Consider the following 25,725-nt stretch of genomic DNA (forward strand, 5'->3'; position numbering starts at 1 on the left):
ACCGCCCTCGGCATCACGTGATCAAACCCGCCGTAACGCCGCCATCTGCCGGGCCGCGCAGAACCGGTTTCACCCGGCGATCTACGCCGGGACAAGGACGGTGAGCCATTCCGCTTCACGTGCCCGGTACCCGTAACGATCCATCAGACCCGACACGATCGCCGGGACGTGGCCGGCTCCGTAGACGATGGCCACCCGGATCGGCTCGTCGGCGCGCTCCGCGTGGATCTCGCCGAGCGCGTCGAGCAACTGTTTGTCGCGCCGACCGGTCAGCGCATGCACCACAGGATCGTCGGCCATCATCTCCGCCCGCAGCGTCAACGGCAGATCGTCGACTTCCAGGTCCTCATCGAGGAAAGCGCGCGGACCGCGCAGCGCGAATACCAGACCCATCACGGGAGCCGCGACCATGAGAAGCAGGTACGTCCATCGCGGCAGTTTCTTCAGGTCCGCGATGGCCTCCGCCGCAGTCACATCCGGGTTGACAACCGGCACGGACTCGGGAAGCAGCAGCTCATCGCGCTGCTCCTGCAGGCCGTTGCGCCGACGCCGTGGGGCGAACCGGTAAGCAAGCGTGAGAGCACTCACTCCGACCGATTTCCCTCGGACTCCCTCCATGACGATGAGGTCGCATTCCCTGAGCCTGAGGCGGACCTGGGAGTAGAACGTCGGCGAAGCCACATGCAGCATCGGGAAGATGACGAATTCAAGTGGCTTCCCTGTCCGCCTCATGGTGATCACAGCAGATCGGACGGCATACCCGGTCACCTCGATGATCTGCATGATTCCCCCGCGAACCTTGCCCGGTTCTTCTTCCACCCGTACCAGGACACGAGCCCGCCCAGGGCCGCGGTTCCCTCCAGCACAAGCCGTGCCGCCAGGCAGTGGGGGATCGAGTACACGATGTCGGCGATCCACCACGGCATCACGCGATCAAGCCGGCCACCACGCGAAAACGACGCAGCCCTGGTGGCCGACTGGTCAGAGCGTGCTGAGATGCTGCCGTCACGGAGCCCGCAGATGGCAGGAGAGACATGGGAACGTGGGGTACCGGTCCATTCGACAGTGACGTCGCCGCAGACTTTGTCGACGGCCTTGGCGGGAGGACGCCGCAGCAGATCATCGACTTGATGGCGAGTGCGTTCCAGCGGGTGCTGGCCCCCGGCATGCGAGTGGATGGCGGGGACGGTGCCGAAGCAGTGGCCGCCGCTGCTCTCATCGCAAGCCGGGTTCCGGACAGCCCCGTCGTGTTCGATCCTGGGGACGGGCCGTCCGAGCCAATCCCTGATCTGCCGCCCTCTCTGCGTCCGATGGCCCAGCAGGCGCTGCACAGGGTCCTACAAGACGGCTCAGAGCTGGCTGCGGGCTGGGTCGAGGGCACGGATGCAGACGAGTGGCGCCGAGCAGTCCAACTGATCGCTCAAACCCTGGGTGTCCCGCACTGACCGCAGGGGCCCGGACCGGCAGCGCCCGGACTGCAGGACTGTTCCGCCAGGGGATCCCTCTGTCATGCGAGTGGAAACGCTTGAGGATGTCCTCGTCGCGGATGAGGACGTCGTTCATCACGGACCGTGCCAAGTTGAGAATCCTTGGACCGGCGAGCTGCTCTTCCGCCTAGGGTCTCGATCATGTTCAAGTCAGGGGTGGGGTTCCTCGCGTTGTTCGGGCTCGGCTGGTGGCTGCTGGGCTCGAGCGCATTCGACGGGTTGACGCAGCTGGTTCTGGTCGGAGTCGGCTGTGCCGTCATGGTGGGGCTGATGCTCGCCGCACGCCGTTTCCTTCCCTCGTCGGCAGGGGGACCATTCCCCGTTGACCGACGCCGACGGTTCAACCAGATCAACGGGCTCCAGTGGCTGCTGATCATCGCCATCGCCGCAGTCTGCCGTCACGTCGGGGTGCCGGTGCTCGTTCCCCCGCTGATCGCGATTGTCGTCGGGCTCCACTTCCTGCCATTGGCGGCAGTGTTCGAGCAGCCCCGACTGCGAATACCGGCGGCCCTGTTGACCGCTTCCGGGGCGGCGGGCATGGCCGTCTGGCTCACGAACGGCACGGACGAGACCGTTCGCCTCGTGGTGGGCCTTATTTCTGCGCTCTCCCTGTGGGGCATGGCGATGTGGACAGTCGCAGGGGCGGCATCCGCTGCCGGGCAAGGGGCAGGAAACAAGAGATCTGACGGCGCGTGACAGCCACCTGTCCAGGTGGCAGAGCGAGTCTCGAGCGTGGGCAGCGGCCATGCCGCGCTGTGCGTCCAGCGGCACTCTCGACCACCTGAGCGAACTTGGTCCGTTGCCGGACGACATCACCGTGCATCTGGACACCGGCTACGACTCCGCCGGCACTCGCACCGAACCGAACAACCGGAGGCTGCACGGGCAGGTTGCCCACAAGGGTGAGAAGGCGCCGATCCAGGCGAGTCAGCGGTGGCACGTGAGCGCACTCATGCCTGAGGAGACGCCTTCCACCCCCTGGCCCGCTGCTACGAACGCCGCACCGCGGTCATCAACGCCTTCTTCGACCTCGCCGACACAGTCATCACCGTCCGCAGCCTGATCCGCCGAGCCTGGACCACTCACCGCTGGGACGCACGCCCTCGGCGCAGACCATGAGCGGCCACCAGCCCGCGCAATCCCAGCTCATTCCACCCTGCGGGCCAGTAGATACGCGCGCTCTGTGTCCGCTTCACCCGGGTACGGCCCTCGCATCAGTGTTGCCTGCATCGCGAATCCGGCAGCAGCAAGGCCCGTGGCCACTTCTTCGGGGCGCAGAGCGAAGAAGTCGAGGGAGACTGGACGGTCGAACCAGGAATCCAGGTGCCGAACCTCCTGGCCCGCGTGGAATGCGGCGAGGAGAAAGCCTCCCGGCTGCAGCACCCGGGCGAACTCCTTATAGGCCAGCGATCGCTCCTCGGCCTGGAGATGGATCAGCGAGTAGAACGCCACCACACCGGCCAGCTCTCCGTCGCCCAACGGCATGTCGAGCATCGATCCGACCCGCACATCCAGGCCAGGCCTACGTGCCTGAGCCACCTCCACCATGCCCGGTGACACATCCAACCCGACGACCGGAACCCCGAGATCGGCCAGGAAACACGCCACCTGGGCAGGTCCACACCCCACGTCGGCGACAAGGCGCTCTTTCGGAACCTGCTCGGCGAATGCCGCCAGCATGGCTCGGTCCAAAGGCTTGGAGACCAGATCCGCAGTGAAGCCCTGCGCGTACACGTCTGCGACCGCGTCGTAGGAGTCCCGGAGGGAGGTGCTGTCCACCCAGCCAGTATGCGACACGCCTCCAGACCCTCGGGTCCGCTCGCGCCAACAGGGACCAGCAGCAGCTCGTCGCCGAGCGGTGTCGGTGGCAGCCCAGCCGGGAAGCCGGATCGAACCAACACAAAGCGTCAACCATCCCATGATCAGCGAACCTGCGCCTGTCGCGTCTCGCCGACCGGCCTCGCCTGCCGCCCACCCGCGCGACCTCTTGGCCAGGCGCTGTCCGGAGCCGCCGGCTGCGCCAGGACGTTCGGCATGGTGGTGCTGGGCGGCAGCGGTGAAGTACTGCTGTTCACCGCCTGGCAGTCGAGCGCGCCCGCCGGACCCTGAACAGGACTGCCCAAGCCACGAGAGCGAGGAATCCGGCCACCGTCAGCAGCCAGGCCGGGGCACCGCCGACCCTCATCGCACCGCCCCCGTAATACGTCACGCGCGGGTACGGAGTGTCGGCCTCCCCCTGAGTTCGATCGGAGGTTCGGCGTGGCGTGCGTGGCGAACGCAGAGCACAGCAGACCGGGGCAGGGTGGCGTAGTTACGGCTGCGGCGGCCGGATTGAGGGTCGTAGTGGCACAGGGCGCCGTGGCTGCCAGGCGTTTGGCCTTCGACCGCAGCGCCTCCACCCGTGCTGGCACCGCGTCCATACCGAAAGCGATGGTCATCTCCCGGCGAATCAGCGGCCCTTGATCGAGCCGACGCCGGTCCGCGAGCGCCTACAGGGTGCGCTGTCCGGACCCAGCACTGATTCGACCCGCCTGCGGGCGATCGCCTATTCCTGCCATTCCTGCTCGGCTGAGGCCGGCTCGGCCTGGGTGCGGTGGGCTTCCTCAAGCAGCTCGTCGACTCGACGGCGAGCGGCGAACTCGTGCTGTTCGAGCCCCGACGACCGACGGCATTCGCGACCTCCCCGGGGAACGAAGACACGATGGGCCACCACTCCCACGGAGTCACCGATTCTTTTCCTGACCGGACGGCGGCGGGAACGGGCGAGGCCCCTCCTCCCTGGGCCGCGTCCGTCCGAGGTAAATGACCTCGAACAGGGCACGCCGTGGTGATCGTGGGCCCGTCGCCGGGCCATCGTGGTGCGGCACGCTGATGGCGCTACGGATGGGGATACACGGATGTCGGAATCGGCCCAGGCCATGAGTCGGCGCAGTCTGCTCATCACCGGTGGGGCGGTGGCGACCAGCGTCGCTGCCACGGGCGGGTCCAGTGCTCTGGCCAGGGGGGAAGCTGTACCGCCGGGAGCGGGGAGCGGTGATGACGCCGGCCGGGCCAGGATTGACGTCCACCACCATTTCACCGCTCCGGCATGGGTTGACTGGGCCGAGCGTGAGGGCCTGGTGCGGCGGCAGGAGCTGCAGTGGTGGGCGCGTTGGGATCTGGAATCCACTCTGGCGCTGATGGACCGGGTCGGAATCGCCACCGCGGTCCTCAACCCGACCATGCAGGACCGGTACCGCTCCGCGGCGCAGGCCAGGGAAGGTCTCACCATCGTCTTCGAGGCACTGACCGACTTGGTGGCCGCACACCCGGACCGTTTCGCCATCCTCGGCCCTGCTGTCCTGGACTATCCCGAAGTGACCACGTGGGCTCTCCAACGTGCCTTCGACAAGCTCGGTGCCGTGGGAGTCAGCGTAAAAGCCAACTACAGCGGCATCTACCTCGGTGATCCCTCGTACGACCGCTTCCTCGCAGAGCTCGACGAACGCGCCGCGGTCCTTTTCACCCACCCGCTCGACCTCCCGGGCGGACCGCCCGGCGCTCCCACCGTCCCCGGAATTCCGAACTTCATGTGCGATTTCCTGCTGGACACCACCCGTGCCGCTGTGAACCTCATCCGTACCAGGACACTCGACCGCTACCCGCACCTGTCCGTCGTCCTGCCACACGCCGGCGGATTCCTCCCTCAGATCGCCACCCGCATGGAGGCCTTCGGCGACTTCTGCACCCCACCCCTCGATGCTGCCCGCGTGCAGGACTATCTCCACCGCTTCTACTACGACACGGCGGGCCCGCTGGCCCCCTCGGGCACTCTGGTGGCCACCGCTGGTGCCGACCGGATCCTCTTCGGCACCGACTGGCCGGCCGCCTCCGCCGACATCATCACCGACTTCACGGCACCGGCCATCGAGACCGACCCCGCCTTCACCGACCGCCAACGTCGCGGCATCAACCGCGACAACGCGCTCCGCCTCATGCCCACGCTGAGGCGTGCCTAGTGTCCTGGTCCGGAGATCCTGTCGCGGTAGCGGCAGATGCGGTCGAAGATCTGACCTGCGGTCTTGGTCCATCTGAACGGCCTGGCCTGCTCGTTCCAGGTCTTGATCCAGTCCTCGAGTACGGTCTTCAGCTCGTCCAGCGAGCAGAACACACCGCGTCCAAGGCAACGCCGTTCCAGCTCGGCGAACCACCGTCCGACCTGGTTGATCCAGGACGAGTAGGTCGGGGTGAAGTGCAGCTCGAAGCATGGATGCGCCAGGAGCCACTTGCTGTTGTGGACGGTGATGCAGCTCTCCGCTGAGGGATCTTGAACGGGTGAGGGCCTCCGGATTCGGTGTGGATTGCGACGTCTACACCGGCCGAAAGGCCCTCGTGCCCCACCTCATGCGCCCCTGGCCGAGACTGAACGCCTCCGTCCGGCCTGCTGCGTAGTCGAGGGGGGCCGGACTCTTCGCCGGGCCGCCGAACGCTTCCAGGTTTCGCCGACCACGGCCCAGCGGTGGGCCGACGGCTCCCGCACGCACGACGAGGCCGGGATGAGCGATCTCCCTTCTCGCCCGCACACAAGCCCGCGCCGCACCCCGACCCGCACCGAGCGACGGCCGCCAGGCGGGCCGCAGGACCCGCTCCGGGCCGGCTACAGCCACCTCCACACCGCCGTCTACGACCACTCCCGCCTCGCCTACTTCGGCAGCTACGGCACCGACGGCAAGGGAATGCGCCTGAACGACGAAAACGTGCTGCCCGTCATCAAGGCACACGGTGCCGACAGGGGTGCGCCGTAGTCACCATGAGCCGCCGCCCCCGCCACCGTCTCCACCGCCGACCCCTCCGCCGCCGCCCCCTCCGCTGTCGCCTCCGCCGCTGTAACCGCCAGACGAGGAACCCGACGAGAATCCCGAGCCGCCGGACGACGGCTGGGTGGCGGCGGACACGGCCGCCAGCGGAAGGTATGTGGCGAGGTGGGGCCGGAGCCTCGCGTCGTCCCCGGGTATGGCCGTCCGTGCCCGCGTGCGGGACGCATGCGCGTTCGCCCCGTGGGCCGCTGCCGCCGCGGCCGTCCATGCCTCGGCCTCGCCGAGGGCCACGGCCCACGCGATCTCGCCCTCGTCACGCTTCTCCCAGCCGTGCCGCCCGGGTTCGGCCAGATGGCGCCGGTAGGCCTCCGCCTGGCACCACAGGTGAGAGCCGCGCACGGTGCGTGCCCGCAGTTCCCAGGCCCGCACCAGGCCCGCGAGCCCGGCGCCGGCCAGTGCCGCGCCGACTGCCAGCGGCGTCCGCCAGTCCGCGCTCGGATCCACCACGTCCGTCGCCGTGATCCCCACGACGACCGTTCCGGCGGCCGCGGCCACCGCGCCGCCCCACAGGGCGATCCGGCGGCGCCGCTCCCCGGACGGCTCCCACAGCCCGTCGCCACCCGTGCGCCGCCAGTCCTCGAGCCGGTGCCGCAGCAGGTTCCAGGCGATGGCGAACGCCCCGTTGTACTGGCCCAGCGGGACGCGCGGCTTACGGGCGAACACGGCCTGGAGCACCTCCGCCGTCAGCGGGTCGGCGGCGTCGGCCGGCCGCTCGCCGGCCTGGTGCAGCACGGGCTTCTTCTTGCCGCTGATGGTCAGATGCCCGTCCGCCGCCGCGGTCAGCAGCCACGCCGCCAGGTGTTCCTGGCGCACCCGGTCGGTGAGCAGGATGCCGGCGTGTGCGGGAGTGATGCCCGCGGGCGGCTCACCGTTCGGTGTGACCGAGGCACCCAGCCGGCGAACGTCCATCCGCCGGGTCCGGCCGTCCGCCCCCTGGACCCGCTCTCGCCCCGCCAGCCGCACCAGCTCCGCGACCACGGCCGCCGCGGCGAGGGCGATCCCCGTGGCCCACAGCCACCCGGCCGCGACGCCGTCCCCGGCCTCGACGGCAGCCGCCCGTCCGCCGGGCGCCTTTGGTAGCGCCGCGGCGCCGCCCCCGTCGGCATCTCCGACCTTCGCGTACAGCGTCAGACCCTCTTGCGCCTCCAGCGCGTCCTGCGCCACGTCCAGTTGCCCCGGTACGGGCTGCCGCTGCGTCGCACAGTCCTCGTGCGAACCGGACGATCCCGCCACGCAGTTCGGCCGTTCCAGGGCGAACGGGACGGCCAGGTGCACGTCGACGTGCCCGACGGGCACGTCCCACTGCGTGCCAACGGCGTCCCACGTCAGCCACTCCTCGTCCCCGAGGCGCGGCAGGGTGTACTCGATGCGGTACCGGTGGGTTCCAGTCACCGTCGCGTCGGGGTCACCGATCACGATCCGGGCGCCCGCCATGTCCTCGAAGCTGTAAGGCACCGGCTCGCCGTCCGCCGTGACGGATACCTCGCTGACGTCTCCGCGTTCCGCCCTGGGCACGTCACGGTAAATACCGTGCCGCTGCTCATCGTTGAAGTCGTAGTCGATCACCTCGGTGATCCGGGCCGTCCCGTCGGCACGTATCTCGGCGCCGACCCACATCCGGGCAATCCGTTCCCCGGACTCCCCGAGCGCCGCGCCGAGCAGCCCGACCAGCCCCACCAACACCGCGCCCACGAACAGCAGAACGGCATCCCGCCGCCTCCGCCACCCCACCGACCTGGCCCTCACCCGGCCCCTCCTCCCCGTCACCCGCCATCGTCAGGGGAGGACGATACAGGCCACGTTTTACGCAACAGAGGCGCGAGAAACCGCAGTCCGGCGTCCGCGATCTATCCGTCGCCGAAACCGAGCCGAGGCTGAGCAGACCGGCCTCAGTAACGGGACAGGGGGCGGTCGAGGTGCGGGCCGGCAACCGATCCTGTGCACGCTCCGCCCGGCTACACGACTCCCGGAGCAACGCGGCCTGCTCACATCCCGGCAGCGGTCCAAGTGCCGCAGGCGGTGGGGGGTGTACTTGCGGTTTCCCGCTGACGATCCGTCAGGAGGATGCAGAAACGACCCGGTAACGGTGCGGATAACCAGAAATCATCCTCCTGGTCCCGGGGGCCGACCAGAGTGGTCGGCCCCCGGGACTGCCGTGGAGGCTCTGAGGTCATCCCATGTGGATGAGGTTCGCGGCTGGTGCTACGTCGTCGTCCTTGATCAGGACCGGTGCGTGGCAGAAAGCCGTCGACAAGGTAGGGCCGGTACTGGATCTTCTTCAGCTTTCGCTTGATCACGCGGGGTGAGGAGTGCCAGATCGGCGGCGGCGAAGTCCGGCCAGATGCCGCATGAGCAGCGATACCAGATCCCCTCGGTGGGACTCGACTCAGCGGTCCGCCGATGCCCCTCCGGCCCCGGTGACACCCTCCCTGGATCATGAACAACAAGGGGGGGAAGTCATGCCGGACCCGAAGACGGGAGGCCCCATTGCGGAGCCAATGAAGACGGTAACGAGAGGGGGCGGAACGGAGCCCGGGCTACCCGTCGTTGGGTCTCACCCCCTACGCTCGTGATCATGACAAAGGGATTCAGCGACCAGTTCCTGCTTGAGGCGGAACGGCACTCCGTCTGGGGCGCCGCTCAGCTCGAGGCGCTCATGGAGTTCCTGCCCGAGGCGCCGTGGAGCGCGGACCTGCAGACGTGTTCGTACCAGCAGGGGGAGGTGCAGCTACGGGTCGGTGTCCTTGGGACGTACGACATGGAGGAGGGTTCCTGGCTGTGGGGCTGGGCAAATCCGGGGCTCGGCGGGAGTGAGGTCGTGGCGCTGTCCGCTGCCGTGGCACGGTACGGGCAGGCGCACGGGATTCCTGAGTTCACCGCTGAGAAACTCGACCTGTCCGGGTTCGACGACCCTCGGCGGGCCGCCGAGATGCTGGCCTTCGCGGGGATGGGGGTAGCCAACACTCCCGGGTACATCGGGCAGCCCGCCGGGCCCGGCACCCAGGTGTACTTCCTGCCAGACGACCCGAAGGTGCCGAGCGCCCAGCTCGATCCGGTCGCCCTGCCGCGCCTGCTCATGGCCGGAGTCTCACTCATCGGGCGTTCGCCGCGACAGGCCGTCACGGGGTACTTCGAGCACCACGGGGTGCCTCAGCGCGTGGAAGGCGACCAGCTGATCGCCGATCTGCCGACCGGGAACGCTGCCGTTGTCTCCTTCGACCGGATGGGGCGGATCGGCAACATCCGGCTCACGGTCACCGGCTGACCCGAACCGTCCGTCAGGCCGCGGTGAGTTCCTGGGTGAGGACGTGTTCGATCCTGGAGATGAGGACGTCCTTGCCGGATTCGCGGTCGCGGACGTCGGGCGCGGAAGTTCAGATCCCGAGCGCTGCCTTGCGCAGGGATCGCTCCGCGACCCGGGCAGCCGCTGACGCCGGCAGCAGGTGGCCGAAGACGAAGGTCTGGAAAGTGTTGAGACGGCCGTCGACGATCGCCCGACCCCCGCCGCGCAAGGCGGACATGACAGTGTCCGCTGAGACGGCTGAGCGCCGGAGCCTATGACACCGTCATGCTTGGCGCGCTCCTGGTGACAGGTAGCGCGCCGATCTGGTGACAACCACCGTGCTGCGCTCCGCCAAGGCCGCAGGTCACTACGCGCTGCTGGTGACAACCTTCGGCTTCGGCTCAGTTACCCGTTATCACCCATTCCCGAACCCGAAGAATAACGCGGAACGTGAGGTGAACCGCGAGGCCTCAGACGAATACCAGCGTCAGGAGTAAGAAGCCTCCGACTTCCTTGACTGGCCAGAGGAGCTGAGGCAGTGACCGCACTGGGAGAGCTCGCGCAGCGGGTGCAGTTCGACCTGGAGAGCTCCGGGCTCACGCAGCGGGCCGACGGGGGCGCAGGCGGATTCGCCGTCTACATCCTCGAGCAGCAGGTGCACGTCGGCTGGTTCACCCACGAGCGGCTCGACAGCGCGGATCCCCACAGCCCGGGCCACCCCGACGACCTGTTCGCCGATACGGCACGGCGCCAGAAGACCGCCACCACGGCAATGCAACGCGCCCTCGGCTCAATCCTCACGTCCTTCGGCTACCGCCTCCAGCGCCGCGGCTTCGCGTCCGGCTACACGATCGCCTAGGTACTCCAGCTGTAGATCGTGACCTTCATCGACGAGTGGCTTGTCGTCGCTGGTAGTGGCAGTGGAGAGCGCACGATTGTTGGCGGCAGTGCCCAACTGTGCCCGGCGTGGATAGCATCACCTGGCCAGTGCAAGACGTCCGCAACTGCGCCAGGCGTCCCGGCCCAGCAAGGAGGCCACATGAGCGAGGCGTACTCGCCAATCCCGGAGCTGAACCTGCTCAAGGAGTTCGAGGACCGGATCGGTCCGGTCTACTACTCGGAGGGTTTCGAGCTGTGCGAGTACGGCGCAGACGCTGGCCTCCACACCTGGTCGGAGCATCCGGAGTTCCTGAGCCGGTTCATCCCCTTCGCGCAGGCCAACGGCTCCGGCTCCGACTACGCGCTGTGGCGGTGCGACGATCGGACCGACCTTGCCACTCTGCCCGTCGTCTTCGTCGGCGATGAAGGGCATCTCTATGTGATCGCGCGAAACCTGATGGAGTTGTTCCAGCTTCTGGCCATCGACAGCGAGCCTGTCGCTGACTTCGGGTTTCTTGCCTCTGGAGACGTTGAGGAACACAGCGATGGCCACCATGAGTTCCTCACCTGGTTGAACCAGAACTTCGGCCTCGAGCCACTGCAGGACCTGCACGCGCTCTGGACCGAGCGAAAGAAGTCTGACGATCGGTTCAGGGCATGGGTGAGCCAGTTCGTCGAGTTGGACGATCACTGACAGTCCATCGCATTTCGTGATCTTCATGGCTGTGCGGCTTGTCGCCGGTAGTGGCTTACCTGGGCTCGGCCCTGGTGGCGGAGTCGCCGCCCCGGCCGGACATTCAGTGCCCGTGAGCTGCACGAACTCCTCGACATGCCCACCGACGAGGCGACCGTCAACATCACCCGCAGCCGCCTCGGACGCCTCACCCGCCAAGGCTTCCTCACCCAACCCGGACGAGGCCGCTACCAGAAACGGACTGAACACCTCCAAGGCCCTCTTAGCGGGCTGGAGTCGGCACGGCCGACGGCCGCCACTCTCGCTTGATCAACCCGAACACCCACGAGTCGGATACCTCGCCGTTCACCACGCAGTCTTCCCGCAACGTCCCTTCACGCACGAATCCGATCTTCTCCAGGACCCGGGCAGATGCCACGTTGCGCGTATCGGTCTCGGCCTGAACTCGATTCAGGTCCAGTGCGTCGAATGCCCATCGCAGCAAGGCGTGCGCGGCCTCCGTCGCAAAGCCGTGGCCCCACACCGCATCGTCGAGGACGTAGCCCAACGACGCGCTGCGGTAGTCCGGGTTCCATCCGGTCAGACCGCACCAGCCGACGAAGGCCCCGTCAGAAGCACGATCGATGGCCACCCGCACCCCGGTGCCGTCGTCCGCCATCTTCCGGCACATCGCGATGAAGTGCTCGGCGCGGGCCCGTTCCGTCCACGGCGGGGAGTCCCAGTAGCGCAGTACGTAGGTACTGCTGTGCAGCGCGAAGAGGGGGTCCGCATCGGCGTCGGTGAAGGGCCGCAGTCGCAGGCGAGTGGTGTGCAGTACGGGGGTGGCCGGAGTCATGCGCACCATCCTGCGTCCTCTTGGGCGGGCAGAACACCGAATATCCGATCCCGGTCCGGTCCTCACGACCAAGGCACCGCCTACCAGCATGCACGCCGTCAACCAGCACCCCGACCAGGCATTCGGGGTCCGCGAACGGCACGACTCCTTGACCTGCCCACCGACGACCCAGACATGAACGTCACCCGCAGCCCCCTCGGACGCCTCGGACGCCTCGCCGGTTTAGGCTCCCTCACCCCACCCGGACGAGGCCGCTGCCACAAACGGACTCAACGCCCTCTGAAACGACACAAGAAACCGACGCGGTAAGGCTTGCTGGCGTCTCACGATCAAGCGGACCGCTGGGCTTCGATGTACTCCATCGACTCAGCCACTTTCCCCCCGGGTTTGGGGCGAAGTCCCCAGCATCCGCTCACAGGCTGGCGAGGAGGTCGTCCAGCGGGGCGGGCACCTGGTCGGGGGCGAGGGCTTCGACCAGGAGGCGGCCATAGCGGATCTTGCGGCCCTTCTTCGTGCCGAGGAAGCGCCGCAACTGCTGGGGCCGGGGCCGGCCGTGCTGGGCGGGCTGCTGCATGAAGGTCAGCCAGGCGCGCAGCTCGTCCTCGGCCTGGACGATCTCCTCGATCCGCGCCGGGCCCAGCGCACGGATGAACTCGTCCTCCAGGTCCGCCGTGCAGACGAAGACGCCCGGGCGCGGCGCCGAGGACGGGGTGAGGACCCGGTCGAAGAAGGGCTTCTCACGCTCGTCGCACAGACCGATCAGGCGCAGTCCGAGACCGGACGGACCGAGGAGCCCCGCGTAGCGGCCGACGCTCATCGCCCCACCCATCGGCACCACGCACACCCCCTCGGCCGCCAAGTCACGACCCCGCCGCGCGGCCAGCGCCTCGACGGCCGCGAGGTCGCTCAGTCCTTCCAGCAGGACCACCGTGTGCACCCCCAGGAGCTCCGCCAGCTCCCCCGCCGACCCGCCGGAGCCACCGCCGGCCCAGCCTGTGACCTCGTCCCGGAACGTGCGCATGTCGACCATGCCGGGGAGTCTCCTACATCCACCAACGGCAGCGCACGCGATAATCGGCTGCGCAACCGCGTCCGCCGCGTGCACAGACAGCTGCTCGGGGGGGGAGCCTGGACGGGACGCTCCCAGTCGTACCGATACACGTAACGGCCAAGGCAGTTGGCGAGCGGATCGCTCTCCTCAGAAACAAGCACGCACTCATTCCGGCAGCAGACGTGCCGTCGACCGGGCGATCGCCCGCGCCGGAGATCCGGCGCGGCGCAGCATTGCGCCTCCCGGCCAATGTGCCAGTCTGAGCCAATGCGTGCACTTTTGGTGTACCCGGCCATCGCGGTTGTGGCCCTGGCGGGCGCGATGCTCGTCCCCTCGTGTGAAACGGACCGCGGCTCACCGCTCCGGCGGCAGGCCGCCGCCAGGCCCGCCGCCGATCGCGTCGAGCAACTGGGGGTCAAGGTCCTCGAAACCCTGCCTCATGACCCCAAGGCCTACACCCAGGGCCTCGAGATGAGGGGCCGCACGCTCTACGAGGGGACCGGCATGGCCGGGGAGTCGTCGATCCGTCTGGGTCCGCCCGGCCGGCCTCCCACCGTCCGTGCCGACCTGCCGACACCCCTGTTCGGGGAGGGAATCACCGTTCTCGGGCCGACACTGTGGCAGTTGACCTGGCGCGACCACGTCGCGATCGAACGCGACGCCAGGACACTGGCGGAGCTGCGCCGGGTCCCCTACGCGCAGGAGGGCTGGGGTGTGTGCCACCAGCCCCGGCGCGGGCGGCTGGTCACCAGTGACGGCTCTTCCCGGCTCACGTTCCGGGACCCGCGGACGCTGGCCGCAACGGGGGACATCGCCGTCACCCTCCACGGTCGCCCGGTGCCACAGCTCAACGAGCTGGAATGCGTGGGCGGCAGCGTGTACGCCAATGTCTGGCCCTCCAACCGGATCGTGCGCGTCAACGCCGACACCGGCTCGGTGACCGCGGAGATCGACGCGTCAGGGCTGTTGGCTTCGAGGCAACAGCACACCGACCTTCTGAACGGCATCGCCGCCGTCCCCGGCACCGACGAGTTCCTGCTCACCGGCAAATGGTGGCCCAAGATGTTCCGGGTGGCCTTCGTCGCCAGGTGATCCAGCCCACATCTGGAAGGCTTCCCGGCGAAAGCCGGCAGCAGCGGCGGGAGACCAGCAGCTTCAACGAAGAAATGGATTCCCGACTGGAGGCCGCTGAGCGGCGAAGTGTCGTCGCGTCGGCCATCTGCCTGCACCCTCTGCGCCGACCTCCGGGTGCCAACGGCTCACCCGCCTGAGCGTTGGTGCGGAGGCGGCGGGCGTGCACGGCGGGGCGCCAAAGCGGAACGGGGGCGTCATACAACCGCAAGTGATGTCTTGTGTGTCAAACAGGTGCCGTCGGCGCAGCGGCCCGGCCTGCCCGACGAAACGACAACCCGTCACACCACCAAGGGAGTTCACGTGCGCAAGCGTTCACCGGCGGCCCGCCTGACCACGACCGCAGTCCTCACCCTGGCCATCACCGGCGCGGGTGTGCTGCCCGCCCACGCATACGACCGCGCACCCGGCGTTTCCGGGGACGCGGCCTATCGGCTGGACATCTCGGCCGACAGACTCACGACCGACTACGACGAGCGGACGGTCGATCTGACCGGTGTGTTGACCCGGCCCGACGGCACTCCCGTGGCCGACGCGCCGGTCGAGGTCGGGCAGTCCGTGCTCTACAACACCTGGAACCCATGGGGGGATCCCATCGATCCGACCGAGCGGGAGAGCCGGAGTCTGGGGACCGTACGGACCGACGACCAAGGGCGGTTCACGCTGTCCGGGGTATCGGCGGACCGGTGGGAGGAGAGGGCGAGTCTCTTTCTCAGTCCTCGTCATGAGGTGGAGTTCCACGCCTCCTACGATCCCGCGGAGGACCCGACGGACCGCGACATTGTCTTCGCCCGTGCGGGGGTTGCCGTCAAGCCCGTCGCCAGCGGCATCACGTACAAGGTCAACAAGGCCAGGGTGCGTGCCGGGGACACACTCGTCGTCACCGGGAAGGTGACCTGGCCCGCCGGGCACGGGCCGGTCGCCGGTACGCGGGTGTTCCTGCGGACGTACTTCGAGAGCCAGTACAACGCGCAGACCACGACCGACGCCAAGGGGAACTTCACCGTCCGGGCCAAGATCCGGGGATACGACAGGGAGTTCGTGATCCTCTCGGCCCCTGCCGACTACTACATCGCCAAGGCGAGCAAGGCCCTTCCGGTGAGGAACGTCACGCCGTAGGACCTGATCCGCCGGGACAGACCCCAACGCGCCACCCACCACGAGACGTTGGCAGCGGCCCCTGCATCACAGAACCTTCCAGGAGTCGGGGCGGTGAGGACCGCTCGGAGTGGTCCCGCCTCCGCCGGCGGAGCGGGGGCCGTACATCCTGCGAACCGTCGGCAGATCGTTTGCGCTAACGCGAGTGCCCGGAGTCGCTGATCTTGTGTGACAGGAGTTTCACGGACGCGTCCCGGTTGCGTACCCCCCGACGACTGGCCGAAATCTGACGGCTAGCCTGACCGCGATCAAGACGTCCGAGGGACGTCGGCAGCATCCGGGCAAAAACGGGAACGGGGAACCGACATGGGCAGACGTGACGGGCACACGGTGTCACGCAGGCAGGCGCTCAGGCTGGCCGGGACGGGCCTCGGCCTGGCCGTGCTGGGGGCAGGCGCATGGGGGTGCACCCCCGAAGAGGAAACGAGCGCGTCAGGCGGCGACACAACTCCTGGCGGAGGCAAGGGAGGTGACACCGACAAGGGCGGTGACACCTTCAGCACCCCGCCCCCGGGCACCGCGCCCAAGCCTCTGTGGCAGCAGAAGACAACCAACCAGAACTTGGCCGGGATCCACGCGCTCGCGGTCTTCGGCGACACAGTCGTGGTGTCGGGTGACCCGCTGGTGGGACGTGACGTCGTCAGCGGCAAGGAGAAGTGGTCACGGCCGGGCGTCACCATTCCCGGCGCCAAGCTGATCGCCGGCGGCGGGACGCTCTATCTCGCCAGCGCCGAGTACGACGGCGACGTGGTGGGCCTCGATGCGGCCACGGGCAAGGAGACCTGGCGCAGCCGCCTGGGCAAGGAGTACGAGCAGCCGCGCCCCATCGCGGCCGACGACCGCCATGTCTACGTCCTCGCCGGGATCCTGGAGGAGGACCTCTCGTCGCCGACCAACGTGATCGCCGCGATCGACACCACCTCCGGCAAGGTCGCCTGGCGTGAGCAGCGCGACAAGGGGACAGAGGAGTTCGGCATCACGGCCGCGGTCGTCGGCGGGCGCCTCGCGTACACCGATTTCCGGAAGAACGTGACCGTCCGCGACACGACGACGGGCCGGCAGCTCTGGACGAAGAAGATCGGCAGATCCAACTACTACCGCTTCGCCGTGCACGAGGACATGCTGATCGTGCCGGACGGGCAGCGGCTGCGGGCGTTCGCGCTGGCCTCGGGCACGGAGCGCTGGTCGTTGGCGAATGAGAAGTTCACGTGGTTCAACGATCCGCAGGTCCTGGACGGGGTGCTCTACGCCTCCGACAGCGCGTTCGGCATGTGGGCGGTGGACCCCGGAACGGGCAAGCAGATCTGGCACAACAAGGACCTGGTGGGCAAGGCTGCGGAGGCGTGGCAGTTCGCCAAGGTGGGCGGCACGCTGTACGGCGCGACCGAGCACGACAAGAACGGCGGCGTGCACGCCTTCGACACGGCGACCGGGAAGCTGCGCTGGACGTACAACGACAAAACCGGTGAGAACCAGAAGTGGTACGTGCTCCCGGCGGGCAAGCGGCTGGCCGTGATGCACGGCAAGCGGCTGTACGCGCTGCCGGCCGTCTGAGCCGGCGGAGGCGGGCGGGTAGCGCCGTTGGCGGGAGCCTGACCACACCCGGCGTCGGCCGCAGGACAGGGCAGGGCGTCATGGGTCGGGCCGCGGGAGGCGCGTCGTGGTGTGCGGCGCCCTGCCCTTGCGGGCGCCGCACACCACGCCCGTCGCCCCAGGAGGTTGCCCAGGGTTGTCGCGAGCGCCTGGCCGCCTTCCTGGATCGCCGACAGACGGTCCGTCGGCGGGCCGCGCATGCCCAGGCCCGCCCGTTCACGTCGGAGTCCCCAGCTCAGGCGCTCGGTCATGACGTTGCTCTCGTCCCCAGCGCCGCCTGATCTGCCAGCTCACCCAAGTACTGGCCATCGAACGCGTCAGCATGCCCCCTGGAGCTGGGGGACTTTCCGTTTCAGTTACTGAGGTCACCGCCAGCAGTGGATCACCGGTTGGTGCATCTGCCGGCCGCCACCGACTCGCCCGACTGCTCCGGGCGTACGCCGCAGGGGCAGTTCGGTCCGCTGCAGCACCTCGTGGTCGAGGTAGCGCAGGCCACCTGTGCCGCACAGGTAACTCGTGATCGACACCAGCGACATCGGCGCCTTCCTCGGCCTTCACGTCGGCAAGGGCGAGCACCACGGCACCGCGCTGACCCCGGCCGGGACGAAGGCACTCGACGAGCGGCTGCCCGACAGCGAGCCGAAACCGCGCGAGGTCTTCGCCAGGCTGCAGGCCAAGCACGGCACCATGTTGGTGGTCGTCGACCAGCGCGCCTCGATCGGTGCCCCGCCGCCGGCCGTGGCCCGCGATGCGGGCTGCGAGGTGGCCTGTCTGCCGGACTGACCCTACGGCGGATCGCCGACCTGTACCCCGGCGAGGCCAAGACCGACGCCCCCGAAACCCGGTTGAACGGTGACCGTTCAGCGTCTATCTTCGGCGGTGATCGGCGTGTAGCTCAGCAGGAGAGCACCGGGCTCTGGACCCGGAGGGCGCAGGGGCGGAACCTGCCACGTCGGCTTATGAACGACAACGCTGAGCAGCAGCCCCTCACCCCGCTCCCGTCCTATGCGGCGGTGCAGCTGGCCAAGGCCTTCACAACCGCGCTGACCCACGAGGACGCCGACACCCGGCGCCGCGCAGAGGTGCGCGGGCAGCGCTGGCGGGAGGTCCTCGCGGGCTTGGCCGCGGGCCGGCTGACGGTCGGTTCGCGCACCCCGGTCGCGGGGCTTCCGGCCTGGGTGACCCCTGAGGTGGTGCGGGGCGGCTTCGCCACCGGGACCGCGAGCGCGGGCGGTCCGCTCCAGCCGTACGAGTTCGAGGCCGCGCGGGGTTTCGGGGTGCCCGCCGAGCGGCGCGCGCTCTTCGGCCATTGCCTCACCGAGCCCGGGCTCGCCTGGCTGTGGACCCGGCTGGACAGCGGCCACTACGAGATCGGCCTGCCGGAGGAGGCGGCGCTGCTCACCATGGCGTGGCTGGTGCGGCACGGGGAGACGGACGCCGCGCTGGACCTCGCGGCGGAACTGGAGCCGTTCGCCGACCGGCTGCGGTTCCTGCCCCGCCCGGCGGACGGGCCCGCGCCGGACGCCACCGCGGCCGTCCACCGGCACACCGCCTCCGACGCCGTCGACACGCTGATACGGCGGCGGCCGAACGCGGCCGTCGAGACCCAGCGCGAGGCGCTCGCCGTCTGGCAGCCGTTCGGCGACGAGCTGCTCGTTCACTGGCTGCGGACGGCGCGGGACGGCCGGGTCCTCGAACTCGCGCCGGACGCCGACTGGTTGGCGTGCGGCGAGGTCCTGCTCGACCGCTACCGGCTGCTCGCCGCGGAGCACACCCGCTGCACCAAGCACCGCAACCCCAAGGAGAACCTGGGCATTCTGCTCGGCGCGCTGGAGGAGATCGTCGCCGGACGGCCACTGGACGCGCGCCGGCTCGGCCTGCTGCGGCATGCGGTGGAGTCCATGGTGCGACGGCGCGGTCTGCCCGGCTCCGCCGGGCACACAGCCCTGCGCCGGAGCCAGGCCGAGCAGGCGGCGCGCCCCTCCCACCACGCCCTGGCCCAGCTGATGGTGCGCCGCCTGGCCGTACTCCCCCAGGAGACGGGCATCCGCGATGTCGCCCCGCTCCTTCGCGCGGTGACCGAGGAGGAGAGCCGGGAGACCGGGCTGCCCACCGGGGCTGCCGTACCGCCCACGATCGGCCAGGTGGTCGAGTCCGCACTGAGCGCCCCGCTCGGCACACTCGTGGAGCGGGGCGTCGTCCCCTCCGCCGAGGTCCTGGCCGAGCTGGTACCCCAACTGGTCGCCGCCACCACCGCGCAGGCGTACCGCGACGAGACGCTGCGGGCGCTCATGACCGCGAACTATCGAGCGTTCCGCAACCGCCGCTCCCTGCTGCTGCTCGACCTGGAACGGCAGGTACGCATCGAGGAACTGCCCTGGGTACGGGCGGTGTCCGGGCAGCGATCCGCGGTGCTGGGCAAGTCGGACGGCGAAGGCACGCTCACCGTGCTGCGGCAGCTGGGCGAGCTGGCCGTGCAGGCCTTCCCGGGCACCATCCTGCCCAACCCGCTGGTCCGTGAGCTCGGTGTACTCGAGCGCCAGTGCGACCTCGACGCACCGCTCGTGGAGGAGCTGGCCGCCGACATCTTCATGGGCACGTTCAGCCCGAAGTTCCTCAAGGCGGCGCGGATCGCGGGCGAACTGCTCGGCGGCACGCTGTACGAGCGCTACTACGGCATCGACTACGCGGCGATCCGCGATCTGGCGATCTCCGAGGCAGGCACGGCCCTGACCCGTTCGTACGGCACCCTCGCCTCCCCCGGTTTCGCCCGGCTGTGCGCCGAGCGGGCCGGGACGACGTCAGGGTCCTGGTCGGTCGCCGCAAACGGCACGGTGATCGAGCAGGCGCAGATCCTCACCACGCACAACCTGGCAACACTGGTCCACCCGATGGGCATCGTCCCGCGGCCCGGCTGGGCCGACCTGGCGCGCCGCTGCTTCGTGACCGTGTGCCGACTGACCGCCCGTGTGCACCACAACCCACGGCCCTTGGGCACGATCAAGGACGCTGCGTACGCGTGGCGCCAGATGGTGTTCCATCTGTCCCTGTGCCCGACGGAGGAGCAGCGGCAGGTCATCGTCGGCCTGCACGAGGAGACGGCCCGCCGCCCCGCCCATGTCGCGACCCGGCTGGCCCCCTCCCTGGCGGGCCTGGCCCTGGTCGCCGAGGGCGGAACCTTCGGCAAGGACGGAACGCGGGACGGCGGCCGCGCCCGGCGCTTCCTGGGGTGGAGCACCGACGGACACTGGATGCGGTGAGCTTTTGCTCTCTTTGGTGGGCTGGCCAGTTGCTTGGAAGTACCGCACCTGCTCGCCTTGGCGGAACCTGCCACGCCGGCCTTCACCGCGGGCACTGGGCACGGGCCGCGGGGACGGTCGAACTGGACCGCTGCAGGCGCCGCCTCGTGCGGTCAGAGTGGGCCGGGGCACAGCGCTGTGTGGGCAGGGCAGGGGATTCCGGCGGGGTCGCAGTCGGCGCACCTCTCACAGTGTTGCCAGAACACCTGCATCGCGTGTTGGTGGCGGGCGTTGGCGGCGAGGTCTCCAGCTCCGACGCGTTGCTTGTAGCCGAATGCTCCTCCGCTGTCGTTCCAACTCCATCGCGGGGGTGCTGCCGGGGTTGTCGATGTCTGGCGGGTCACACCGGCCGTGCGGGTCGCCGCGGCGCATAAGGATGCGATGGGGTGAGTGCGGGGCTCCGGCAGAAACGCGGAGGGCCGCGGTGGTTGCGGGCGGGCTTCCGTGGCGGGCGGTGTGGTCAACGAGGTGATGCGGTCGGTGAAGTCGGCGTCGGGCAGGGGCAGGTCCAGGTCGTCGTCGACGTAGGAAACGGCTGCGGGTACGTAGTTGAGGACCGCGCTGACCTGAGCCGCCCTGGCGGCCAGACCGAGGGCCGGCTCATCGGTCTCCTTCAGGCCCTGCAAGACGTGCAGGGTGGCGGCAAAGTCCTGCAGCTCGGCGCTTGATGGGCCGTGGTCATCGGCGGCCCCGGCCGCCTGGGTGTGCCACCACTCGGCTTCGGGTTCCTCACCGTGCGCCATGTGGTGCAGATACAGGCAGTAGGTAGCGGCGCCGTCTCCGGCGCCAGCGGCGTACTGCCACCAGAACCGTGCGGAGTCCTCGTGCTCGGTGAGCTGAAGGATGCATCCCAGCACCCGCGCTCCGGGCGGTTCCGGCAGGGAGCGGGCCACGAAATGCTGGAGGCCCGCCAAAGCGCCGCTGCTCATGACCGCCGTCTCACACAGCGTGCGGAGATCCCGCGCCGCGACATCCTGCGGCCCTTCGGGCGCGAGGCCGGGGCCTTCTCCGGTGTGCGGTTCGACGCGACGGGCGGCCACCCTCGCGGCGAGGCGGTCGGCCGCGGCACTGATCTCTTCAGGTGTGTAGGGCTCGTTGACCAGCCGGGCCCGGGCCAGGAGCTGGTCAATGGGCAACGTCATCGACCTGTCCTTCCTTCGCCAGTCCCAGGATTTCCTGCAGGCGGCGCCGTGCGTAGCGGGCGGTGGAGCGCACCGCCGCAGGGGTGATGCCGAGGTGGTCGGCTGCCTCGCGGACGGAGTGGTCGTGGCTGTAGAGCAGGACCACGACATCTCGCTGCCGCTCGGGCAGGGCCTCGATCGCCTGGAAGAGGTTGATGCTCTCCTCCAGCTGCCCGATGGGATCGACGGCCTCGCGCAGCGCGGCGGTCTCGAAGGCCGCCGTGTCCACCAGCGCTTCACGACGGCCCCTGGCCCTGGCGGCATCGATGGTGCGGTTCTTCATCACCTGCCAGGCGTAGGCCGCCGGGCTCTCCTTCGCCAGAACCTCCGGCCAGGCTATGAGCAGTTGCTCGAAAGCACAGTCGACCGCCTCCTCGGCATCGGCCCTGTTGTTCAGGTACGTCCTCGCCCAGCGCACGTACGCCGGGCGGTGCATCCGGTGGAATGCCTCGAAGTCCAACGGCAGCTGGGTCATCGGCACGGGGCCGGCTGGATGGTCCGGGACGTCCCGCCTCACGCCTGTCCGTCCTCGCGGTCGCCGCGGCGCAGTTCACTGACCCCCACCCGCACACCGGCCGCCGCGACGCCGTGCGGCAGCACCACGTCACCGCCCAGCACCCGCACAGCGAGGATCACCTCGTCAAGTAGCTGAAACGACACTGCCTTTCGCCCCTCCCCTGGACTGGCGGACCCTCTTGCCGGACCCGGAGGGACGCCGGTCGCACCCTCTGCCCCTGATGGCGCACCACGAGCAGCGAGCGTGCACCCCACCGAACCACAATTCTCACCGAATGAATCTGTTCGATTACACTCAGGCGCCACTCGACCTCGGCGCTCGCAGCCTCGCCGCGCGATGCCGCGCCACCCACCAGCGCAACGGCCGCACAGCTCGGCCGCTCGCACGGCGCCCGGCAGTCTTGCGGTCATCCATTTTGTGGTGGGCATCACATGATGGGTCTCGGCAACCGAAAACATGCCGCCTGCCCGACTTGGGCCGCTTTCTCTTCGGATAGGGAAGCGATCGCCGTACGTACGTTCCTTTTCGGCCGTTGGTCGTCTGCAGGGGGCGCGTCCGCCCGTGACCGGTACCACCCCGTGCCGTAGGAAGGCGCCAGGGTCCTGTCCTCCTTCGACCCCGGCATCCCCACCTACGACGACGGCACCGACCCGCCGGCCCTCGCCTGGCCGCAGACGGCGAGGGCATGACCTCGCCGCAGGTACTGGAGTACCTGGAGAACCACTTCGGCCTGTGCGTACCGAAGAAATCCGAGGAACAGCGCCTGCCGGCGGCGGCCTTCGCGGTGGTGTGAGCGTCGCGACCGATGAGTTCTCGCTGTCGGCACAGTCCCTGATACGAGGAGGTGTTCGCGATGGACGCGAGGGCACGGCAGGAGGCTCTTCGGCGGCTGGATGTGCTGGTCGGGGAGTGGGTGGTGGAGGCGGATTTCGCCGGTGGGGAGGCGGTGCCGGTCGGGCGGAGCGTGTTCGAGTGGACCTTGGACGGGCAGTTCCTGGTGCAGCAGACGGAGGCCCCGGACCCGGTCCCGGACAGCACGGCGATCGTCTCGGTCGCCCCCGGGACGGGCGCGTACACACAGCACTACTTCGACTCGCGGGGGGTCGTACGAACGTACGCCATGACCTTCGACGGCGGGGAGTGGCGGCTGCTGCGGGAGCGCGCGGACTTCTCGCCGCTGGACTTCCGGCAGCGGTTCACCGGCCGGATCGAGGACGACGGCAACACCGTCCGGGGCGCCTGGGAGCTGGCGAAGGACGGCTCGGGGCAGTGGGAGCGGGACTTCGCTCTGACCTACCGACGGAGGCGATGAGATGAAACCAACAGTCGAGAACGGGCGCGGGATCGTCGACGCGAGTCTCTACATGGTGCTGGCCACGGGCGACGCGGAGGGACGGCCGTGGAGCACTCCGGTCTACTTCGCGCACGTGGGGTGCCGGGAGTTCTTCTGGGTGTCGTCGCCGGAGGCGGCGCATTCGCGGAACATCGCGGTACGGCCCGAGGTGGGCGTCGCGATCTTCGACTCGTCCGTGCCGATCGGGAGCGGGCAGGGGGTGTTCATGGCCGCCGTCGCCGGGCTTGTGGAGGGCGAGGGTGTCGAGCAGGCGTTGGAGGTCTTCTCCCGGCGCTCGCTCCGGCACGGTGGGCGGGTCTGGACCGTCGACGACGTACGGGGCGACTCCGGTGTCAGGCTGTACCGCGCCGTGGCCGAGGAGCACTCGATGCTGGCCAAGGACGGGAAGCCGGACCACCGGGTGTCGATTCGGCTCGTCGAGCCGTCGCCGTGACGAGGCCGGCCGGCCCTCCGCCAAACCTGCCAATTCCAGCGCGCATTCGAGGTCGTTCTATCTGGCTCACGATCGCCTCGGCCGCGGCCCTCGCCACCGCCGTCTACGCACTCGCCGCGCCGTACTACGAGTCCCGCTGACCGCAGATCCGCAAGGCCGGAGCCGAGCGTGGTGCACGAACAGGCCCCGTACCTGGATCCGAAGAAGCCGGGTACGGGGCCTTGCTCGCGAGTGCCTCTGTCTCCACCACCTGTGGGCGGTGTGGCTGCAGGCCGCAGCGTCGCCGATCCGCCCGAAGTGCGGGGCTAGTTCTTGCTGCCGTCCACGATGACCGGCGTGCCGCCCGAGTCCGTACCGCACGGTACCGCGTACACCGGGTTGGCCTTCGCGGCCTGCTTGTAGGCCTCCAGGCACTGGTTGTACAGGACCTTGTCGCTCAGCGACTTCTCGAGGATCTTGTTGGCGTTGGCGATACCCTCCGCCTCGATCCGCTTGCGCTCCGCCTCCGCCTTCGCCGTGCGCTGCCCTTCCTCGGACCGCTCGGTGGCCTGCTCCTGCTGGATCTTCTTGTCGATCTGGTCCTGCAGCTTGTCCGACGGCCTCACATTGCGCAGATTGACGGCAGTGACGTCGATCCCACGCGGCGCCAGGCGCTCCTTGATGAGGTCCTCGATCTCCCCGCCGATCTGCTCGCGAGCGGAGGCATAGCCCTCCTCGCTGGTGTGCTTCGCGAAGACATTGCGGACGATCTCACGGCTGTCCGGCAGCACCAGCCGCTCCTGGACGGCCTCCTCACTGCCCGCCAGCCGGTACAGCGAGACCGCCTTCGCCGGCACCACCGCCCACTTGATCGTGACGTCCGCGTACAGCACCCCGCCCTGCGAGGAGCGGACCTCGACCACGTCCTTGTCGTAGAGGTTGAGGTCCACCGGCCGGGTGGAGAAGGACGTGACCTCGGTGAACGGCGACTTGAACTGGATGCCGGAGGTCAACGGCGCGCCGATCCTGCCGAAGGTCACCGGCACGCCGACCTCATAGGCGCTCACCACATGGACGCAGGCGAACACACCGGCCAGCACGGCCCCCACCGCGCTGAGCACCGCCCCGAGCTTCCAGCCCCCGCCGTCACGGCCACGACCTACGAGAAAGACCACGACTGCCGCTATGAGCAGCAGGATGGACAGCACGAACACGGGTATCCCCCTCCGGAAACGGATCCGCGCCGCCTCGGGGGCGACGCGCAGCGCATCGTAACGAGCTTCGCTCCCCCGCCCGTACGCAGCCCCTGCAACTCGTCCAGGACGTTCTTCTGCCGGGCGGTGGTGCAGGAGGACGGCCTGTGCGTCGCAGACACAACCACCGGCCTCTTGCCGTACGTGGCCCGCCGCTGAAGCGAACTCCCCTCGTGCCACCGGAGTGTTCGGCTGAGGGCGGCGCGAGGCCGTGACCGGGTCCCGGTCACGGCCTCGCTGGTGTGGAGGTCGGTCATCAGCGGATCAGCAGCAGCCGCCCGCGACGGACGGTTCCTTCGCGATGACCGCGGCGTCGGCCGGGCCGGTGCAGCAGGTACTGCCCTGCTGCTTGGCAAGGGAGTCGGCGTCGGCCTTGACGACGTACACCTCCCAGGGTTCCTGGCCGGGGCCGTGAACCCAGACCTTGTCCTGGAGGGCGTAGCAGCAGGCGGTGTCGTTCTCCACGTCGGTGGCCAGGCCGGCCTCGCCCAGGCGGGCGGTGGCGGCATGGACCGCTTCGCTGCTCTCGACCTCGACACCGAGGTGGTCCATTCGGGTCGCCTCGCCCACGGCGCCTTCGATCAGGACGAGCTTGAGCGGGGGCTCGGCGATGGCGAAGTTGGCGTAGCCGTCACGGAGTTTGGCGGGCTGGGTGCCGAAGAGCTTCGTGTAGAAGGCGACGGATGCGGCGAGGTCGGGGACTCGTAGGGCGAGCTGTACACGGGACGTCATGGTGAACCTC

General features: G+C 69.0%; 26 protein-coding genes, 1 tRNA gene and 4 pseudogenes. 17 read left to right on the forward strand and 14 right to left on the reverse strand.

The features are described from left to right. Positions 1-81: 81 nt before the first annotated feature. Complete coding sequence (locus JIX55_RS02760; RefSeq protein WP_257561597.1) at positions 82-819, reverse strand: hypothetical protein; 738 nt, start codon at positions 817-819, stop codon at positions 82-84. 215 nt (positions 820-1,034) lie between these two features. Between JIX55_RS02760 and JIX55_RS02765 the strand changes: the two genes are divergently transcribed. From JIX55_RS02765 to JIX55_RS02775, 3 genes and pseudogenes are all read left to right on the forward strand, one after another. Further along, complete coding sequence (locus JIX55_RS02765) at positions 1,035-1,445, forward strand: DUF4259 domain-containing protein (RefSeq protein WP_257561598.1); 411 nt, start codon at positions 1,035-1,037, stop codon at positions 1,443-1,445. A gap of 183 nt (positions 1,446-1,628) precedes the next feature. Next, the gene (locus JIX55_RS02770) at positions 1,629-2,183 is read left to right on the forward strand and encodes a hypothetical protein (protein ID WP_257561599.1); all 555 of its coding nucleotides are present in this window, start codon (positions 1,629-1,631) and stop codon (positions 2,181-2,183) included. Between the two features lie 73 nt (positions 2,184-2,256). Next, positions 2,257-2,606: pseudogene (locus tag JIX55_RS02775) on the forward strand (IS5/IS1182 family transposase); the annotation flags it as partial. 27 nt (positions 2,607-2,633) lie between these two features. On the opposite strand, the gene JIX55_RS02780 reads toward JIX55_RS02775, so the two are convergent. Then, positions 2,634-3,266, reverse strand: a complete 633-nt coding sequence (locus JIX55_RS02780) for a class I SAM-dependent methyltransferase (RefSeq protein WP_257561601.1) — start codon at positions 3,264-3,266, stop codon at positions 2,634-2,636. 1,175 nt (positions 3,267-4,441) lie between these two features. Between JIX55_RS02780 and JIX55_RS02785 the strand changes: the two genes are divergently transcribed. Beyond that, entirely contained in the window at positions 4,442-5,485 is a 1,044-nt protein-coding gene (locus tag JIX55_RS02785) for an amidohydrolase family protein (RefSeq protein ID WP_443046691.1), read from the forward strand. Here JIX55_RS02785 and JIX55_RS51155 read toward each other — a convergent pair. Continuing rightward, on the reverse strand, positions 5,482-5,637 hold the full coding sequence (locus tag JIX55_RS51155; RefSeq protein WP_331606256.1) for a hypothetical protein: 156 nt from the start codon (positions 5,635-5,637) through the stop codon (positions 5,482-5,484). The two genes, JIX55_RS02785 and JIX55_RS51155, sit on opposite strands and share 4 nt — an antisense overlap. Positions 5,638-5,827: 190 nt before the next feature. Between JIX55_RS51155 and JIX55_RS02795 the strand changes: the two are divergent. Continuing rightward, positions 5,828-6,088: pseudogene (locus tag JIX55_RS02795) on the forward strand (hypothetical protein); the annotation flags it as partial. A 183-nt stretch (positions 6,089-6,271) separates the two neighbouring features. Here JIX55_RS02795 and JIX55_RS02800 read toward each other — a convergent pair. Both JIX55_RS02800 and JIX55_RS51330 read right to left on the reverse strand, forming a co-directional pair. Further along, the gene (locus tag JIX55_RS02800; RefSeq protein ID WP_257561603.1) at positions 6,272-8,089 is read right to left on the reverse strand and encodes a DUF2207 domain-containing protein; all 1,818 of its coding nucleotides are present in this window, start codon (positions 8,087-8,089) and stop codon (positions 6,272-6,274) included. Positions 8,090-8,513: 424 nt separating this feature from the next. Next, positions 8,514-8,731 (reverse strand): annotated as a pseudogene (locus JIX55_RS51330) (hypothetical protein); the annotation flags it as partial. A 187-nt stretch (positions 8,732-8,918) separates the two neighbouring features. On the opposite strand from JIX55_RS51330, the gene JIX55_RS02805 reads away from it, so the two are divergent. Continuing rightward, positions 8,919-9,608 carry a DUF6882 domain-containing protein gene (locus tag JIX55_RS02805; RefSeq protein WP_257561604.1) on the forward strand — a complete coding sequence of 230 codons (690 nt, stop codon included), beginning with the start codon at positions 8,919-8,921 and terminating at the stop codon, positions 9,606-9,608. 109 nt (positions 9,609-9,717) lie between these two features. Here JIX55_RS02805 and JIX55_RS02810 read toward each other — a convergent pair whose 3' ends face one another. Beyond that, entirely contained in the window at positions 9,718-9,864 is a 147-nt protein-coding gene (locus JIX55_RS02810) for a hypothetical protein (RefSeq protein WP_257561605.1), read from the reverse strand. Between the two features lie 88 nt (positions 9,865-9,952). Between JIX55_RS02810 and JIX55_RS02815 the strand changes: the two genes are divergently transcribed. From JIX55_RS02815 to JIX55_RS02825, 3 genes are all read left to right on the forward strand, one after another. Beyond that, a complete protein-coding gene (locus JIX55_RS02815; RefSeq protein WP_257561606.1) occupies positions 9,953-10,123 on the forward strand; it encodes a hypothetical protein in 171 nt (56 codons plus the stop codon). Between the two features lie 41 nt (positions 10,124-10,164). Continuing rightward, positions 10,165-10,485 carry a hypothetical protein gene (locus JIX55_RS02820; protein ID WP_257561607.1) on the forward strand — a complete coding sequence of 107 codons (321 nt, stop codon included), beginning with the start codon at positions 10,165-10,167 and terminating at the stop codon, positions 10,483-10,485. A gap of 180 nt (positions 10,486-10,665) precedes the next feature. After that, positions 10,666-11,199, forward strand: a complete 534-nt coding sequence (locus JIX55_RS02825; RefSeq protein WP_257561608.1) for a hypothetical protein — start codon at positions 10,666-10,668, stop codon at positions 11,197-11,199. Between the two features lie 262 nt (positions 11,200-11,461). Here JIX55_RS02825 and JIX55_RS02830 read toward each other — a convergent pair whose 3' ends face one another. Both JIX55_RS02830 and JIX55_RS02835 read right to left on the reverse strand, forming a co-directional pair. Then, a complete protein-coding gene (locus JIX55_RS02830) occupies positions 11,462-12,034 on the reverse strand; it encodes a GNAT family N-acetyltransferase (protein ID WP_257561609.1) in 573 nt (190 codons plus the stop codon). 412 nt (positions 12,035-12,446) lie between these two features. Next, positions 12,447-13,064: a TOPRIM nucleotidyl transferase/hydrolase domain-containing protein gene (locus JIX55_RS02835; RefSeq protein WP_257561610.1), complete on the reverse strand. Its 618-nt coding sequence runs from the start codon at positions 13,062-13,064 to the stop codon at positions 12,447-12,449. A gap of 288 nt (positions 13,065-13,352) precedes the next feature. Between JIX55_RS02835 and JIX55_RS02840 the strand changes: the two genes are divergently transcribed. The 3 genes from JIX55_RS02840 to JIX55_RS02850 all read left to right on the forward strand — a co-directional run bounded on the left by JIX55_RS02840 (position 13,353) and on the right by JIX55_RS02850 (position 16,928). After that, positions 13,353-14,177 (forward strand): glutaminyl-peptide cyclotransferase, encoded by an 825-nt coding sequence (locus tag JIX55_RS02840; RefSeq protein ID WP_257561611.1) that lies wholly within the window; start codon positions 13,353-13,355, stop codon positions 14,175-14,177. Positions 14,178-14,519: 342 nt separating this feature from the next. Next, on the forward strand, positions 14,520-15,335 hold the full coding sequence (locus tag JIX55_RS02845; RefSeq protein ID WP_257561612.1) for an acyl carrier protein: 816 nt from the start codon (positions 14,520-14,522) through the stop codon (positions 15,333-15,335). Positions 15,336-15,680: 345 nt separating this feature from the next. Next, entirely contained in the window at positions 15,681-16,928 is a 1,248-nt protein-coding gene (locus tag JIX55_RS02850; protein WP_257561613.1) for an outer membrane protein assembly factor BamB family protein, read from the forward strand. Between the two features lie 404 nt (positions 16,929-17,332). Here JIX55_RS02850 and JIX55_RS02855 read toward each other — a convergent pair whose 3' ends face one another. Next, entirely contained in the window at positions 17,333-17,503 is a 171-nt protein-coding gene (locus JIX55_RS02855) for a hypothetical protein (RefSeq protein WP_257561614.1), read from the reverse strand. Here JIX55_RS02855 and JIX55_RS02860 point away from each other — a divergent pair. The 3 genes and pseudogenes from JIX55_RS02860 to JIX55_RS02870 form a co-directional block, all read left to right on the forward strand. After that, a pseudogene (locus tag JIX55_RS02860) lies at positions 17,484-17,839 on the forward strand (IS110 family transposase); the annotation flags it as partial. The gene JIX55_RS02855 and the pseudogene JIX55_RS02860 sit on opposite strands and share 20 nt — an antisense overlap. Before the next feature lie 12 nt (positions 17,840-17,851). Continuing rightward, positions 17,852-17,923, forward strand: a tRNA-Gln gene (locus JIX55_RS02865). 3 nt (positions 17,924-17,926) lie between these two features. Next, a complete protein-coding gene (locus JIX55_RS02870; RefSeq protein ID WP_257569154.1) occupies positions 17,927-20,227 on the forward strand; it encodes a hypothetical protein in 2,301 nt (766 codons plus the stop codon). Between the two features lie 152 nt (positions 20,228-20,379). Here JIX55_RS02870 and JIX55_RS02875 read toward each other — a convergent pair whose 3' ends face one another. The 3 genes from JIX55_RS02875 to JIX55_RS02885 are packed head-to-tail and all read right to left on the reverse strand — an operon-like array spanning position 20,380 to position 22,107. Then, complete coding sequence (locus JIX55_RS02875; RefSeq protein WP_257561615.1) at positions 20,380-21,408, reverse strand: hypothetical protein; 1,029 nt, start codon at positions 21,406-21,408, stop codon at positions 20,380-20,382. Beyond that, the gene (locus JIX55_RS02880; RefSeq protein ID WP_306819976.1) at positions 21,392-21,964 is read right to left on the reverse strand and encodes a sigma-70 family RNA polymerase sigma factor; all 573 of its coding nucleotides are present in this window, start codon (positions 21,962-21,964) and stop codon (positions 21,392-21,394) included. The genes JIX55_RS02875 and JIX55_RS02880 overlap by 17 nt, the downstream gene beginning before the upstream one ends. Then, positions 21,961-22,107 carry a hypothetical protein gene (locus JIX55_RS02885; RefSeq protein WP_257561616.1) on the reverse strand — a complete coding sequence of 49 codons (147 nt, stop codon included), beginning with the start codon at positions 22,105-22,107 and terminating at the stop codon, positions 21,961-21,963. Before JIX55_RS02885 ends, JIX55_RS02880 begins: the two co-directional genes overlap by 4 nt. A 710-nt stretch (positions 22,108-22,817) precedes the next feature. On the opposite strand from JIX55_RS02885, the gene JIX55_RS02890 reads away from it, so the two are divergent. Both JIX55_RS02890 and JIX55_RS02895 read left to right on the forward strand, forming a co-directional pair. Then, positions 22,818-23,276, forward strand: coding sequence for a hypothetical protein (locus tag JIX55_RS02890; RefSeq protein WP_257561617.1), 459 nt, complete (start codon positions 22,818-22,820; stop codon positions 23,274-23,276). 1 nt (position 23,277) lies between these two features. Next, the gene (locus JIX55_RS02895) at positions 23,278-23,751 is read left to right on the forward strand and encodes a pyridoxamine 5'-phosphate oxidase family protein (protein ID WP_257561618.1); all 474 of its coding nucleotides are present in this window, start codon (positions 23,278-23,280) and stop codon (positions 23,749-23,751) included. 305 nt (positions 23,752-24,056) lie between these two features. On the opposite strand, the gene JIX55_RS02900 is transcribed toward JIX55_RS02895, so the two are convergent. Continuing rightward, on the reverse strand, positions 24,057-24,944 hold the full coding sequence (locus tag JIX55_RS02900; protein ID WP_257561619.1) for a prohibitin family protein: 888 nt from the start codon (positions 24,942-24,944) through the stop codon (positions 24,057-24,059). Positions 24,945-25,247: 303 nt separating this feature from the next. Beyond that, entirely contained in the window at positions 25,248-25,715 is a 468-nt protein-coding gene (locus JIX55_RS02905; protein WP_257561620.1) for an ArsI/CadI family heavy metal resistance metalloenzyme, read from the reverse strand. Positions 25,716-25,725 lie beyond the last annotated feature (10 nt).

The sequence above is a fragment of the Streptomyces sp. DSM 40750 genome (assembly GCF_024612035.1).
Lineage (GTDB): Bacteria > Actinomycetota > Actinomycetes > Streptomycetales > Streptomycetaceae > Streptomyces.

What these genes read in the sequence shown, in the direction of transcription:
- JIX55_RS02765 (WP_257561598.1), top strand. Translation starts at nt 1,035, where the DNA reads ATGGGAACGTGGGGTACCGGTCCATTCGACAGTGACGTCGCCGCAGAC.
- JIX55_RS02850 (WP_257561613.1), top strand. Translation starts at nt 15,681, where the DNA reads ATGGGCAGACGTGACGGGCACACGGTGTCACGCAGGCAGGCGCTCAGG.
- JIX55_RS02810 (WP_257561605.1), bottom strand. Translation starts at nt 9,864, where the DNA reads ATGTCCGCCTTGCGCGGCGGGGGTCGGGCGATCGTCGACGGCCGTCTC.
- JIX55_RS02875 (WP_257561615.1), bottom strand. Translation starts at nt 21,408, where the DNA reads ATGACGTTGCCCATTGACCAGCTCCTGGCCCGGGCCCGGCTGGTCAAC.
- JIX55_RS02825 (WP_257561608.1), top strand. Translation starts at nt 10,666, where the DNA reads ATGAGCGAGGCGTACTCGCCAATCCCGGAGCTGAACCTGCTCAAGGAG.
- JIX55_RS02895 (WP_257561618.1), top strand. Translation starts at nt 23,278, where the DNA reads ATGAAACCAACAGTCGAGAACGGGCGCGGGATCGTCGACGCGAGTCTC.
- JIX55_RS02905 (WP_257561620.1), bottom strand. Translation starts at nt 25,715, where the DNA reads ATGACGTCCCGTGTACAGCTCGCCCTACGAGTCCCCGACCTCGCCGCA.
- JIX55_RS02870 (WP_257569154.1), top strand. Translation starts at nt 17,927, where the DNA reads ATGAACGACAACGCTGAGCAGCAGCCCCTCACCCCGCTCCCGTCCTAT.
- JIX55_RS02835 (WP_257561610.1), bottom strand. Translation starts at nt 13,064, where the DNA reads ATGGTCGACATGCGCACGTTCCGGGACGAGGTCACAGGCTGGGCCGGC.
- JIX55_RS02840 (WP_257561611.1), top strand. Translation starts at nt 13,353, where the DNA reads ATGCGTGCACTTTTGGTGTACCCGGCCATCGCGGTTGTGGCCCTGGCG.
- JIX55_RS02770 (WP_257561599.1), top strand. Translation starts at nt 1,629, where the DNA reads ATGTTCAAGTCAGGGGTGGGGTTCCTCGCGTTGTTCGGGCTCGGCTGG.
- JIX55_RS02890 (WP_257561617.1), top strand. Translation starts at nt 22,818, where the DNA reads ATGGACGCGAGGGCACGGCAGGAGGCTCTTCGGCGGCTGGATGTGCTG.
- JIX55_RS02855 (WP_257561614.1), bottom strand. Translation starts at nt 17,503, where the DNA reads ATGTCGCTGGTGTCGATCACGAGTTACCTGTGCGGCACAGGTGGCCTG.
- JIX55_RS02805 (WP_257561604.1), top strand. Translation starts at nt 8,919, where the DNA reads ATGACAAAGGGATTCAGCGACCAGTTCCTGCTTGAGGCGGAACGGCAC.
- JIX55_RS02830 (WP_257561609.1), bottom strand. Translation starts at nt 12,034, where the DNA reads ATGACTCCGGCCACCCCCGTACTGCACACCACTCGCCTGCGACTGCGG.